The sequence below is a fragment of the Streptomyces sp. SID5469 genome (assembly GCF_009862865.1).
Classification (GTDB): domain Bacteria; phylum Actinomycetota; class Actinomycetes; order Streptomycetales; family Streptomycetaceae; genus Streptomyces; species Streptomyces avermitilis.
Genome location: NZ_WWIN01000001.1, coordinates 5,029,417 through 5,043,576, shown reverse-complemented (window position 1 = coordinate 5,043,576; position 14,160 = coordinate 5,029,417). Strand labels below are relative to the sequence as shown.

Genomic DNA, 14,160 nt, shown 5'->3' with positions numbered 1-14,160 from the left:
CCATGGACCTGCGTGGGTCGGCCCGCTGTACTGGATCCAGTGGGCTGGGGGACACCGCCGCCTACATCCCCGCGGGCGGCGGACCGGTCCGGGAGGCGAACTCCGCCTCCCGGACTGTGCGTTGTGCATACGGTGCGCAGAGCCTGTACGGAGCGTGCTCGGCCGTGGCGGCGACCGGTCGATTTGGCTGATTTTCGACGGTGCCCTTTGAGGGCGATTACCGCCTCTACCACGCTACTTGAGGGCGCGTTAGGTGTTTTTGGGGAGTGCATCGGGGGCGCATTCGCGTCGCTGTTTCACCCCGACTGGCCTGCCCGACGGGTGCGTTCAGCTGTTTGCGGGCATCCTCAAGACGGTGCGTTCCCGTGTGTGGAAGCGGTGGCGGAGCCCCTCCCGCACGCATTCTTCGTGGCAGCATGGTGCCGAGTTCGTACGGTGCACTGGTTGTCCACAGCCTGTGGAGGCGACGATGCGGTGGTTGGTGGGGTGGAGCAGTACCACCGCCAGGGCCCCTGAGATCGGCTCTGCGGGATCGACCGGAAGCGACGGCGAGACCGTGCACCCGGTGGGCTCCCAACTCCTGTGGGGCGACCCCGATCCGCTGTGGGCGGTCGGCGACTGGCGCCCCGACGAGGTCCGCGTCGTGAAGGCCGACGCGCAGATCCGGATCGCGGTCCTCGGTACGTGCGGGGCTTCCGACGAAGAGCTGCGGGTCGGTCTGTTCGCCGCCAGGGGAGGCGCGCTTCGCCATCTGACCAACTGGTCCGGCAGCTACACGGCCGTGGTCCAGGTGGGCCGCCGGGTGACCGTCTGCGGCGATCTGGCGGGCGCCAGGCCGGTGTTCTACACCCCCTGGGCGGGCGGCACGGCGTATGCGACCGCCGCGCTCCCCCTCGCCGACCTCATCGAGGCGAACCTGGACTTCGGGCACCTGGCGGCCCTGCTCGCGGCCCCCGACGTCCCGGCGGCCGTCCACGACTCCACCCCTTACGACGGCGTGCGACGTATTCCGCCGGGGCATGCGCTGATCCTGCGCGCGGGAGCGCGGGAGATCGCCGGCTACGAGCCGGTCGCCTCCCTCGCCGTGGCCGCGCCCCCGGCCGACCCGGGGCGCGCGGTCGACGCCGTACGCGACGCCCTCATCGACGCGGTACGCGCGCGTCTGGCCGCGCCGAGGCACGTACCGGACGTGGACCCCGGACCCGTCCCGGGGATGGGGCCCGCGGAGCGGCGCGCGGCCCGGGGCATGCCGGTGCCCGGCATCGGCGCGGACCTCTCCGGGGGACCGGCGTCGGGGACGCTGGTGCTGCTCGCGGCGGGGCTGCCGGGCAGGCCGGGGACGGTGCTCGGGCACGGCACGGGCGCGGGGGAGCGGCTGCTGGCCGTCACCTTCAACGACCTTGCCGTCGGCGGGCGGGAGGCCGAACTGGAGCGCGCGGGGACCCTGGCCGCGAACCCCCGGCTGCACCACGTGGTGGTCGCCGGCGGCGAGGAGATGCTCCCGTACGCCGACCTGGACGGCCCGCTGACGGACGAGCCCGGCCCGTCCCTGGTGACGGCGGCACGGCACCGCGCGCGGCTCGCCTCCGGCAGCGCGGACCACTTCACCGGGTACGGCGCCCGGCAGGTCCTGGACGCGCACCCGGCGCGGCTCGCGGATCTCCTGATGGACCGCAAGCGGCGCCATCTCGTACGCCCGGTGGCGGCGCTCGCGAAGGCGGACGGCTCGGTGATGGTCCCCGCGCGCGTGTACGGCGCGGCGCGGAAGCTGGCACGCACGCCGTACCGGACCGGGGTGGACGGGCTGGCCGACCGGCTGATGCGGCGGCGGTTCGAGGAGCCGGGCGGTGCGGTGGGCGCGTCGCTGGCCGCGCTCACCTGGGCCAGACCGGGGCCGGCGGCGCGGTGGCTGACCGGTGAGGCCCTCGCTGAAGTATCGGTTCGCCTCCAGGGGGCCACCGGGCGGCCGGGGGTCGGGCCGGGGCAGCGGCCGGGCGACTTCCGCGCACGGGCGGCGCTGACCAGGCATGCGGCGGATCTGCGGGTGCTGGAGCAGGCCGCGGAGATCCGCTTCCAGCGGCTGCACGCGCCGTTCCTGGACAACCAGGTCGTACGCGCGTGCCGGGCGCTTCCCGAGGCGCTGCGGGTGCAGCCGGGGGCGCGAGCGGCGATCTTGCGTACGGTCCTGGAGGGCGCCGGGGTGGCGGATCTGCCGCCGGGCTGGGGTGCGCCCTCGCACGCGTCGTCGGCGGTTGCGGCGCGGACGGGGTTGCGGGTCGCTGTGGATTCTCTCGTCGCGCTGTTCGACACGCCGTTGCTGGCGGAGGCGGGGCTGGTCGAGGCGCGGGTGGTGCGCAAGGCGGTGCGGGCGGCGGCGCAGGGCGAGCCGGTGCCGTTGGACGGGCTGGCGGACCTGGTTTCGCTGGAGTTGTGGCTGCGGCGGTTGCTGGCGCGGCGGGGGACGTGCTGGACGGGGACGCCGGCGCGGCAGCGGGCGGTGCCGGCGGGGATCGCGCCGCAGGGACGGGCGTTGGGGGCGGCGTCTTCTTGAGCCGCGGTGCGTCGGGGGCCGGGGGCGGGCACCGCGACACGGCCCCTTGCGTCCGTACTCGGCTGCGGGCCGTCTCGGCAGCCGCTTCAGCAGTGGGGGCCGGGGGGGCGCCGCAGCGCGCGGTGCGAAACCCGGTGCCCCCGCCGTGCGCCCCGGAGAGAATAGGTGCGTGCGGTACGGAATCCTGGGCGTCACCCAGGCTCAGGACGACCAGGGGGCCCTGGTACCCATCGGCGGCCCCCGGGTCCGTGCGCTGCTCACGGCGCTGGCCCTGCGCCCCGACCGCACGAGCGCCCCGCAGACCCTGATCGACGAGGTCTGGTCGGAGGAACCGCCGCTCGACGCGCCGGCGGCCCTCCAGGCCCTCGTCGGCCGGCTCCGCCGAGCCATAGGCAGGGACGCGGTCGTCTCCGAACCCGGCGGCTACCGGCTTGCCACCGCCCGCGACAGCGTCGACCTCTTCCGCTTCGAGGACCTGGTCAAGCGCGGCAGGGCAGCCCTCGAGCGCGGCGACGCGGGGGCCGCCGCACGCGACCTGGGCGAGGCCCTCGCCCTGTGGCACGGTCCCGCCTTCGCGGACCTCCCCGACCGCACCGCCGCCGCCCGCCCCGAGGCCCTCCGGCTGGACGCGACCCGCGCGCGCGTGGAGGCCGAACTGCGCCTGGGCCGCGCCGAGGACGCCCTGCCGGAGCTGAAGGAACTGACCACGGCACACCCGTACGACGAACCGCTCCACGCCCTCCTCGTCCGCGCCCTGCGCGACACGGGCCGTGGCGCGGACGCGCTGGCCGCGTACGAGAACGTACGCCGTGCCCTGTCGGAGGACCTGGGCACCGATCCCGGTCCGGAGCTCAAGGCCCTGCACGCGGAGTTGCTGTCCCCGGAGACGCCTGCCGGCGCCTCCCGCGCCGCCGCACCGGCCGGGGGGATCCGTGCGCAACGGGCGGCGGAGCGCACCGGCAACCTCCGTCCCCGGCTGAATTCCTTCGTCGGGCGGGAACCCGAACTCGCCGCGATCCGTTCCGATATGCACAGGGCCCGCCTCGTCACCCTCACCGGACCGGGCGGCTCAGGAAAGACCCGTCTCGCCGAGGAAGCCGCCGCCGGGCTGCCGCAGGCGTGGCTGGCCGAGCTCGCCCCGCTCGACCGGCCGGAGGCGGTGCCCGGCGCGGTGGTCAGTGCCCTCGGCCTGCGCGAGACCGTCCTGATCGGCAGCGAGATGGCGTCCCCGCTCGACGATCCGGTCGCCCTGCTCGTCGAGTACTGCGCTCCGCGCGAGCAGCTCCTGATCCTTGACAACTGCGAACATGTGATCGACGCCGCGGCCGAACTCGCGGAGACCCTGCTGACGCACTGCCCAGGGCTCACGATCCTGGCCACCAGCCGCGAACCTTTGGGTGTGCCGGGCGAGTCGGTGCGGCCCGTCGAGCCGCTGCCGCCGGATCCCGCGCGCCGTCTGTTCATGGAGCGCGCGGCAGCCGTCCGCCCCGATCCGGAGACCGTCCTGCGTGAGTCCGACGCCGTGGACGAGATCTGCCGGCGGCTCGACGGACTGCCCCTCGCGATCGAACTGGCGGCCGCCCGGCTGCGGATGCTGACGCCCCGGCAGATCGCCGGCCGCCTCGACGACCGCTTTCGGCTGCTCACCTCCGGCAGCCGCACCGTGCTGCCCCGCCAGCAGACCCTGCGCGCCGTCGTCGACTGGTCCTGGGACCTGCTCGACGAGCGGGAGCGGACGGTGCTGCGCGAGGTGTCGGTGTTCGCGGGCGGCTGGGACCTCGCGGCGGCGGAGGCGGTGTGCACGGGGCCGACGGCCGATCTCGTCGGGGCGCTCGTCGACAAGTCCCTGATCGTCGCGACCCCGTACGGCGCGGACGACGGCGACGGCATGCGGTACCGGATGCTGGAGACGATCCACGAGTACGCCACCGAGCGCGCCGCCGAGGCTCCCGAGCTGCGCGCCGCCGCCGAGCGCCGCCATCGCGCGTGGGCCCGCGCCCTCGTCGAGGAGGCCGAACCCCTGTTGCGCTCCGCCGGGCAACTCCCGTGGATCCGGCGCCTGGAGACGGAGCTCGACAACATCAGGGCGGCCCTGTACCACGCGGTGGTCTCCGGCGACGAGGAGCAGAGCAGTGCCCTCGCCCTGGCCATGGGCTGGTTCTGGTGGCTGCGCAACTACTGTCGCGAGGGCGCGGAGTGGGTGGACCACGTGCTGCGTCTGGGCGTGGCCCTGGACGCGTCGGCGGCGAACCCGGACCCCGAGGCGGTGAACGGGAGGTCGCACCCCTGCACCGCTCCCGCGACCGCCGACGTTTTTGACGAACTGGCCACGATAGATCCGGTCGCCGCGTACCTCGCCGACGCCGAGGAGGACCACCCGCTGCACCGAACGCGGATGAAGCTCCGTCTGCTGCAACTGTTTCTGCTCTCCGAGTCGCAGCCGGTGGGCGCCATGCAGGACGAGCGGTCGCGGGCGTACGTCGCCCGGGTGCGGTCCGCCTTCGCGAAGGGCGGCCCGGACGCGGCGACCCTGCCAGGCCTGGTCTGGCCGCTGACCGAGTACTACATAGGCGCGGTGGAGGACAGGCCACCTCACGTGGACATGCGGCCCCAGCTGGACGCGGTGGTCGCCAACTGCCGTGCGTACGGCGGCGACTGGGAGATCGGCGTGACCTTGATGCTCCGTACGCACATAGTCGTCGACTCCCCCGGCGGACTGCACGGCATCGACGGCGACCTGGCGGAGCTGCGGACGCTCAGCCGCCGGGTCGGCGACCGCTGGATGCGTGCCCAGGTGTGCAGCGCGGCCGGCGAGACGGATATGGCGCGCGGCCTCTTCGGGGACGCGAAGAGCGAGTACGAGGAGGCGCTGCGGCTCGCCTACGAGGTGGGCGCGTACGCGGAGACACCGTTCCTCATCGCCCGGCTCTCCGAGATCGCGTTCCGCGACGGGGACCGGGCCGGGGCGCTGACCGCGCTGGAGGAAGCGAGCGACGCCGCCGACCGCTACGGGGTGACGGACTCCCGCGCATACGTCCGGCTGCTGCGCGCGCAGATCGCGCTGGACGCGGGGGAGACGGCCCACGCGCGCGTGTGGTGGGAGGAGGCGCGGGCGGAGACCTTGCGCGGTACACCGCCGCCGCATTTCGTCGCCGCGCTCGACGGCATGGACGCCCTCGTGACGCTCGCCGAGTCCGGCCCGGAGCGCGGTCTGCCGAGGGCGGCCGACGCCCTGCGCCGGGCCGTGCGGGGCCGGTGCGCGGAGCCGGTGACGGCGGGGCTCGTGGACATCGCGGCGAGCGTCCTCGCCCAGCTGGGTGACCATCCGCGCACCGTCCGGCTGCTGGCCGCCGCCTGTCACTGGCGCGGCGGTCACCCGCGCGCCATGCCGGAGCGCGCCGAGGCCGACCGGGCCGAGGCCGCCGCCCGCCAGGCCCTGGGGGCCGACCGCTTCGCGTCCGAACGCACCCTGGGCACGTCCTTCACCGCCGAGGACGTCCTACGGGACCTGGCCGAGGCGATCGAGGAGTATCCCGTCGACGGGTAGAGCGGGAAGGCGGCGCGCAGGCACCCTCACCGACAGGTGAACCGGGATTCCGGCGCCGCAGAGGAGTACGGGCGGTCACTCGATCGGGGGAAGCCGACGCGCATCCCCCGCACGTGGGCGGTGCGGCGCCCACGCCCAGGAGACAGGCATACCGGCTGCCCCACGATCCGGCCGGCCAACCGACCAACAGGTCAACCGAACACTCGACCGACCGACCGGCTGGCCCACCGACACACAGGCGGACCGACACACAGGCCGACCGACAGACCGGCCGACCTGTGTCGATCACACCGGCCGCGACCGCAGCCCTTCCAGCAGGATGTCCAGCAACCTGGCCGAGGCGGCCGCCTGATGGGCCGCGTCGGGCAGCGACGGTGCCGCCGTCGCGATCACGAGCAGCACGTCCGACACGGTGACGTCGGCCCGCAGCTCGCCCGCCGCGCGCGCCCGGTCCACGAGCTGCCCGACGACCTCGAGCAGCGTCGCCGCACCCACGTCGTCCTGCTCCGCCTCCGGCGCCGGACGCTGCTCCACGAGCCGCAGGTCCGGAGCCGGCCGCTGCTGCGGCACCCGTGCCTCGTCCGCGACGGCCTCGCCGAGGCCCTCGTCGGCGACGCCGACCCGCAGCACTTGCGGCGGCAGCAGACGCCCCGCGCCCGAGGCCACCGAGGTGCGCAGGAAGCGCGACAGCGCCGACCACGGCTCGTCCTCCTGGCCGAGCGCCGTCCGGGCCTGGTCGGTCAGCCGGGAGGTCTCCTCCTCGGCTATCCGCCGGACCAGGACGTCCTTGCTCGGGAAGCGCCGGTACACCGTGCCGACACCGACCCGGGCACGCCGCGCCACGTCCTCCATCGGCGCGCCGTATCCCAGCTCGCCGAAGACTTCGCGCGCCGCGCGCAGTACGTGCTCCAGATTGCGCTGTGCGTCCACGCGCAGCGGCGTCGTACGCGAGCTGTCCCCGCGTCCGTTGCCCGCCGCCGCGCCGACCACTCCGCCGGGTGCGACGGCAGACGCGGTAGACCAATGAGATTCCTGAATGTGCATAAGCGTTCCCCCGGTAATGACGTCTCCCCCCGGAGACTCTCCCCGCCATTGGAAGCCGGAGCGCAAGGAACGAGATGGATCACGAACGAGGCCGCCCGTCGCGGACCCGTCGAGTGCATCCCCCTACACCCCGTCGTCACACGAACATAGTTGAGAGGGGGTCAATTCAGAAGGGGCAGGTTCCGCACAGAGCGCCCCCCGATCGGAGTACGAGTCGTTTATGTCTCGATCGTTCCCCTCGATGGCCCCCTGCTCACGGCCACTGACCTGCGCACCTTCCCCGCAGCCCGGCAATTCGGCCAACCCTGCGCGGCCCCCGCGCCCCGTCACACAAATTGCCGGGCCTGTGGACAAACGCCGGTGGCGGGTGCGTCATGGGATGGTGAAGGAACCTGTGCGCATTCTCATCGTCGGCGGCGGCTACGTGGGGCTGTACACGGCTCTGCGCCTGCAACGGAAGCTCAAACCGGAACTCCAGCGGGGCGACGTGGAGATCGTGGTCGTCTCCCCTGATCCGTACATGACCTATCAGCCGTTCCTTCCCGAGGCCACGGCCGGCAACATCTCGCCGCGCCATGTCGTCGTCCCCCTGCGCCGGGTCCTGACCGAATGCCGCCTCCTCGTCGGCGAGGCACAGTCCATCGACCACGCCAAGCGCGTCGCCACCGTCGCCACGCTCGCCACCCAGGAGACCGGCCGCACCGAGCAGATCACGTACGACGAACTCGTCCTCGCCCCAGGCTCCGTCTCGCGCACCCTCCCGATCCCCGGCCTCGCCGACCACGGCATCGGCTTCAAGACGGTCGAGGAGGCCATCGGCCTGCGCAACCACGTCATCGAACAGATGGACATCGCCTCCTCCACCCGCGACCCCGCGATCCGCGACGCCGCCCTGACCTTCGTCTTCGTAGGAGGCGGTTACGCCGGTGTGGAGGCGCTCGGCGAACTGGAGGACATGGCCCGCTTCGCCGCGCGCTACTACCACAACGTCAAGCGCGACGACATGAAGTGGATCCTCGTGGAGGCCACGAACCGCATCCTCCCCGAGGTCGGCGAGGAGATGGGCAAGTACGCGGTCACCGAGCTGCGCCGGCGCAACATCGACGTACGCATGGAGACCCGCCTCGAATCGTGCGCCGACCGGATCGCCGTACTGAGTGACGGGTCCCGCTTCCCGAACCGCACGGTCGTCTGGACGGCCGGCGTGAAACCGCACCCGATCCTCGCCGCCACCGACCTGCCGTTGAACGAGCACGGGCGCCTGAAGTGCACCCCCCAGCTGACCGTGGACGGCGCCACGCACGCGTGGGCCGCGGGAGACGCCGCCGCCGTCCCCGACCTCACCGCCAAGGAACCCGGCAAGGAGACCGCCCCCAACGCCCAGCACGCGGTGCGCCAGGCCAAGCTCCTCGGCGACAACATCGCCCATGCGCTGCGCGGCGAGGAGCTGGAGACGTACGCGCACAAATACGTCGGCTCGGTGGCCTCCCTGGGGCTGCACAAGGGCGTCGCGCACATCTACGGGCGCAAGCTGAAGGGCTACCCCGCCTGGTTCATGCACCGCGCGTACCACCTGAGCAGGGTGCCCACCTTCAACCGCAAGGCCCGGGTGCTCGCCGAATGGACCCTGGCGGGGCTCTTCAAGAGGGAGATCGTCTCCCTCGGTTCGCTCGAACATCCTCGCGCGGAGTTCGAACTCGCGGCCGGTGGAAAGCCTTCTCGGGACCCGAAGGGGTCGTCCTGACCGGATCCAGGAACTCCCCCGGAAGGGCCGACGTCTGACGGATGTCGGCCCGGTCGGCCAGACTGGTCCACGACCTTGGGCGGGCGGACCGCTCGCTCTTCGAACCTACGAGGCTTCCCCCAAGTGAACTTCACGCGCTGGAGCGCCCGGCTCCCCGGAACGCAGCGCCGCGCCGCAGCGCGGGCCGAGCACACGGTCTCCCCGGACCGGCGGGGGGACGGCTCCGTGCCCACAGCCCGGGGCGAGCAGCTCACCGACGACACGCAGCGCGTGCCCGCCGTCGACGAACTGCCGGTACGGGACGTCCTCGACCGCGTCCCGGCTCTCGTCGCCCTCGTCCACGGCCCCGACCACCGCATCGCGTACGTCAACGACGCCTATACGGCGGCCTTCGGCGAGCGTCCCGTCGGCGAACCCGCCCGCAAGGGGCTGCCCGAGCTGGACGAGCTCGGCCTGCTCCCGCTCCTCGACCAGGTGCTGCGCAGCTCCAAGTCGCGCACGGTCAAGTCCCGCAAGACCCCGGGCGGCCGCTCGTACACGTTCACGTGCACGCCGGTGGACGCGTCCGAAGACAAGGACGGCGGCGTCCTCGTCTTCGCCGTCGACGTCACCGACCACGCCGAGGCCGCCGAACGGCTGCGCGCCAGTGAGCGCGGGCAGCGCGAAACGGCGGTGACACTTCAGCGCTCCCTGCTCCCCCAGGAGCTGGAGGAGCCCGACGACCTGCGCATCGCGGCCACGTACCAGCCCGGCGGCACCGAGGCCGCGGTCGGCGGCGACTGGTACGACGTCATCACCCTCGGCGGCGGCCGCACGGCCCTCGTCATCGGCGACGTGATGGGCAGAGGCGTACGCGCGGCAGCGGTGATGGGCCAACTCCGTACGGCCGTCCGCGCGTACGCCCGACTCGACCTGCCCCCGCACGAGGTCCTCCAGCTCCTGGACGGCCTCGCCGCGGAGATCGACGCCAACCAGATCGCCACCTGTGTGTACGCCGTCCACGACCCCAACGAGGGCCGCCTGGTGTACGCCTCCGCCGGCCACCTCCCGATCCTGGTGCGCGACGACAGCGGCATCGTCCTGCGTGCCGACGAGCCCACCGGGCCGCCGCTCGGCACGGGCGGCTGGATGCACGCCTCGGGCTCGGTCCCGCTCGGCCCCGGCTCCACGGCCGTGCTCTACACGGACGGTCTGGTCGAGCGCCGCGATCAGGATCTCGACGAGGGCATCGCCGCCCTGTCGCGCGCGCTGGCGGGCGCCACGGGCACGCCCCAGGTGGTCTGCGACCGGCTGGTCCGCTCGGCCGGGGTGACCGCCGACCACGACGACGACGTGGCGGTCCTGGTCCTCCAGCACCCGGCCCGCACGGGCGCCGACAGCGACCTCTTCCGCAACGCGGCGCTGGAGCTGCTCGGCGGCGTGGAAGCGGCGCCACGCGCGCGTGCCTTCGCCTCCGGCGTCCTGACCAGCTGGCGCTTCCCGACCGAACTGCACGACCTGGGCGTGCTGGCCGCGAGCGAGCTGGTCGCCAACTCCCTCCAGCACGGCACCCCGCCGATGCGTCTGCGGCTGCGCCGCACCGACCGCCGCCTGATCGTCGAGGTGACCGACGGCGACGACCACCTCCCGCGCCGCCGCCGCGCCGAACCGGCGGACGAGGCGGGCCGGGGCATCGCGATCGTGGCGACGATCGCCTCGAGCTGGGGCTCCCGTCGCACTCCGGGCGGCGGCAAGGCGGTGTGGTGCGAGTTCGCACTCCCGCGCACCACATAGGAGCACGAAGCAGAAACAGACGGATACGGGCAGAGCTGGACGGCGTCGGACAAGCGAGACCGCCGCGCGTCATCTGGCCATCTCCGGCGTGCGGTGCTAGTAGCTCACCCATGGCAGACGAATCGGGCTTTCAGTCCAAAGGCAGCGCCCCGGAGCGCTACGAGCAGTACGTCGCGCCGATCGCGGCGCCCTTCGTGACGGCCGTCCTGGACGCCGTCGACCTGTTCCCGGGCGCCGCGGTGCTCGATCTCGCCTGCGGCACGGGCTTCGCGGCCCGGGCCGCGGCCCCGCTGGTCGGCCCGGCGGGCCGGGTGTCGGGAATCGACCCCGATGAAGGCATGCTCAGGGTGGCCGCCGCCCACCGTCCGCGCATGTACCCCGACATCGAGTTCACCGAGGCCTCCGCCGAGAAACTCCCCCATACCGACGCGGCCTTCGACGCGGTCGTCTGCCAGCAGGGCGCCCAGTTCTTCGCGGACCTGGACGCGGCAGCGGCGGAGACGGCCCGTGTCACCCGCCCCGGGGGCCGTTTCGCGGCCACCGTCTGGGCACCCAAGGACCTCTCCCCGTACTTCGCCGCCCAGTACGAGGCCATCAAGAAGTACGGCGGCGAGGAGACCGCGGCCGAATACACCAAGGCCTTCACCTGTACGGCCGAACGGCTCACGGCCGCGTTCCGCTCGGCCGGCTTCCAGCACACGACCGCCCGCGAGGTCACCTTCGGTATCGCCCTGCCCCGACTGGCCGACTTCGCCCCCGGCCATCTCTCGGCGCTGCCCTGGGGCCAGGAGATCGTCGATACCGGCGGCCCGGAGGCACTCGCCGGCGTGGGCCGCGCGATGTGCGCCCGCCTCGCCGACCGCACCACACCGGACGGCACGGCGACCCTGCCCTTCACGGCCACCCTGGTCACAGGCATCCGCTGAGAACGAGCGACGGCCGCCCCCACGCGTGGTGGGCGGCGGCCGTCGTACAGGTTCTCGATGCCTACGGGTGTCGTACGTCGATCACACGTTCGCGGGGAGCGGCTCCGCGGGCGCCCCGCCCTGGGCGACCACCCGGCTCTTCGCGAGGGACGGCTGGTTCTGCACCGGGGTGAGCTGTCGCCCGAGCCGCACCGCGAGGAACGTGATGCCCAGCGAGAACAGCAGGAACGTCACGATGTACGGCGCGTGCAGGGACGCCCCCATGGGACCGCCCACCGCCGGACCGATGGCCAGCGCGAGCTGCTTGACCAGGGCAAAGGCCGAGTTGTACTGACCCGCCAGGCCCGTCGGCGCCAGATCGGCGACCAGCGGGGCCACGGTCGGCGACAGCATTGCCTCCCCGAGCCCGAACAGCGCGTACGTGGAGATGAACGCGGCGGTCGCCATGGTCCGGCTGCCGTGCCCGAGCCCCGCGTACCCGGCCGCGAGCCACGCCACGGCCCAGATCAGCCCGACGGCGGCGATCACCCGGGACCGCTTGCGCCGCTCGACGAACTTCAGCACGGCGAACTGCGCGACCACGATCATCGCCGTGTTCGCCGCGAGGGCCGTACCAAGCGCGGAGGTGGAGATACCGGCCGCCTCGACGCCGTACGCGCTCAGCCCCGACTCGAACTGCCCGTAGCAGGCGAAGAACAGCACGAAGCCCACGACGCACAGCTGCACCATGGCCCGGTTGCCGAGCAGCTGCTTCCAGCTGCCCTCGGCCTGCGGAGCGGAGCCCTCGATCTTCGGGGCGTGCGGCATCCGTACCGTCGACATGATCACGACGAGCAGCAGGAACATCACCGCCTCGATCGCGAACAGCAGTGTGAAGGAGCCGGCCCGGGACGCGTCGACGAGGTGGCCGCCGATGAGGCCGCCGATACCGAGCCCGAGGTTCGCCAGGAAGAACTGCATGGCGAACGCCCGCGACCGGGTCTCCGCCGTCGAGCAGTCCACGATCATCGTGGCCAGCGCCGGCTGCATCACGGCCTGCCCGGCACCCAGCGCGGCCGCCGACAGCAACACAGTCGTGGCGCTGCTCGCCAGTCCCAGGCTCAGTGCGCCGAACGCGGCGGTGACCAGGGCGGCGAGCAGCACCGGCAGCGGGCCGCGCCGGACGATGGCTCGCCCGGCGAACGGAAGCACCACGAGTGCGGCCACGGCAAAGACCGCGAGTACGAGACCCGCCGTCACAGCACCGAGATCCCGTACCTGCGCCACATAGACGTACAGATACGGGACGGTGAAGCCGAGGCCGAACGCGCTGAGTGCGTTGCCCACATGGATCCGGCGCATCGCTGCGCCCATTGCCCTGGTCACGTTCACCTGCCCTAGAGAGGAGGGCCGACCACGCGCACCCATGTAGGTGTGAAGTGGTTAGCCCTGAAGACTTCGAAGCTAAAGTTAGATCCTAAACAGTACACCTAGAAGGACTTCGACGCCAAGCGAACGCGTGCCATACTGCGGCCATGGCCGACACCCCCGGCGCCGGCGAGCCGACACTCGACGAACAGATCGCCGCCTACCAGCGCGAGTTCCAGGACCTCGATCCCCAGGTCGAGAAGATCGTCTCGGCGCTCTCCCGGCTCAACCGCCGCATGAACGTCGCCTACGGCCGTCAGACCGCGGCTCTCGGGATCAGCAACGCCGAGTGGGAGGTCCTCAAGGCCCTCGTCCTCTCCGGCGCCCCCTATCGGCTGGGCCCGGGTGACCTGGCGAAGCGACTGGGGCTCACGCCGGCCGCGATGACCCACCGGATCGACCGCATGCTGGCGGAGGGGCTGGTCACCAGGGAGCGGGACGAGTCGAACCGCGTCCGCGTGATCGTCGAGCTGACCGCGGAGGGCCGCGAGAAGTGGCTGGAGGCGATGCGCCTCGCCAGCGTCTTCGAGGAGGACCTCCTCCAGGACCTGTCGGCCGAGGAACGCGCCGCCCTGGGCGAGGTCCTGACCCGTCTCCTGCGGCGCGTGGAGCACGCCCAGCCGGACGCGGGCGGACGGCTCAGCGACCTGGACTGAAGATCTTGCCCAGGGATGTTGACCGCCACTCCCTGGATGTGTAAGATTCTTCGAGTTGCCACGGAGCCGTAACGGTTCTGCGACAGCACTCCCGCCGCTCAAGCGGCACAACAAACCACCAGCACGATCTCCCTACCGGGGTCGAATTCGGCGTGCCCGAATTCAATTCCACGGCTCGATTATGAGTCGCCGGGAGAATCCGCTAAGGTTTGAGACGTCGGAACGGCCCAACAGCCGCGAAGACAACACCCGCTGACTGGGAATCAGGCCCGAAAGGATCTGATAGAGTCGGAACCGCCGGAAAGGGAAACGCGAAAGCGGAAACCTGGAAAGCACCGAGGAAATCGGATCGGAAAACGGTCTGATAGAGTCGGAAACGCAAGACCGAAGGGAAGCGCCCGGAGGAAAGCCTGAGAGAGTCTCTCGGGTGAGTACAAAGGAAGCGTCCGTTCCTTGAGAACTCAACAGCGTGCCAAAAATCAACGCCAGATATGTTGATACCCCGTCTCCGG

8 protein-coding genes are annotated in these 14,160 nt (G+C 72.3%); 6 read left to right on the top strand and 2 right to left on the bottom strand.

Annotated features, from left to right (window positions below; all coding sequences use genetic code 11):
• Positions 1–469: 469 nt before the first annotated feature.
• Both GTY58_RS21465 and GTY58_RS21460 read left to right on the top strand, forming a co-directional pair.
• Complete coding sequence (locus GTY58_RS21465) at positions 470–2,551, top strand: asparagine synthase-related protein (protein ID WP_037647606.1); 2,082 nt, start codon at positions 470–472, stop codon at positions 2,549–2,551.
• A gap of 169 nt (positions 2,552–2,720) precedes the next feature.
• Positions 2,721–6,098, top strand: a complete 3,378-nt coding sequence (locus GTY58_RS21460) for a BTAD domain-containing putative transcriptional regulator (RefSeq protein WP_037647604.1) — start codon at positions 2,721–2,723, stop codon at positions 6,096–6,098.
• Between the two features lie 285 nt (positions 6,099–6,383).
• Here GTY58_RS21460 and GTY58_RS21455 read toward each other — a convergent pair whose 3' ends face one another.
• Positions 6,384–7,142: a TetR/AcrR family transcriptional regulator gene (locus GTY58_RS21455; protein WP_010985539.1), complete on the bottom strand. Its 759-nt coding sequence runs from the start codon at positions 7,140–7,142 to the stop codon at positions 6,384–6,386.
• A 379-nt stretch (positions 7,143–7,521) separates the two neighbouring features.
• On the opposite strand from GTY58_RS21455, the gene GTY58_RS21450 reads away from it, so the two are divergent.
• The 3 genes from GTY58_RS21450 to GTY58_RS21440 all read left to right on the top strand — a co-directional run bounded on the left by GTY58_RS21450 (position 7,522) and on the right by GTY58_RS21440 (position 11,585).
• Positions 7,522–8,886: an NAD(P)/FAD-dependent oxidoreductase gene (locus GTY58_RS21450; protein WP_037647602.1), complete on the top strand. Its 1,365-nt coding sequence runs from the start codon at positions 7,522–7,524 to the stop codon at positions 8,884–8,886.
• Positions 8,887–9,009: 123 nt separating this feature from the next.
• Positions 9,010–10,659: a SpoIIE family protein phosphatase gene (locus tag GTY58_RS21445; RefSeq protein WP_010985537.1), complete on the top strand. Its 1,650-nt coding sequence runs from the start codon at positions 9,010–9,012 to the stop codon at positions 10,657–10,659.
• A gap of 110 nt (positions 10,660–10,769) precedes the next feature.
• Positions 10,770–11,585, top strand: a complete 816-nt coding sequence (locus tag GTY58_RS21440) for a class I SAM-dependent methyltransferase (protein WP_010985536.1) — start codon at positions 10,770–10,772, stop codon at positions 11,583–11,585.
• Between the two features lie 81 nt (positions 11,586–11,666).
• Here the strand turns inward: GTY58_RS21440 and GTY58_RS21435 are convergent, their stop codons facing one another.
• Positions 11,667–12,938, bottom strand: a complete 1,272-nt coding sequence (locus GTY58_RS21435) for an MFS transporter (RefSeq protein WP_010985535.1) — start codon at positions 12,936–12,938, stop codon at positions 11,667–11,669.
• 161 nt (positions 12,939–13,099) lie between these two features.
• Between GTY58_RS21435 and GTY58_RS21430 the strand changes: the two genes are divergently transcribed.
• Positions 13,100–13,648 carry a MarR family transcriptional regulator gene (locus GTY58_RS21430; RefSeq protein ID WP_010985534.1) on the top strand — a complete coding sequence of 183 codons (549 nt, stop codon included), beginning with the start codon at positions 13,100–13,102 and terminating at the stop codon, positions 13,646–13,648.
• Positions 13,649–14,160 lie beyond the last annotated feature (512 nt).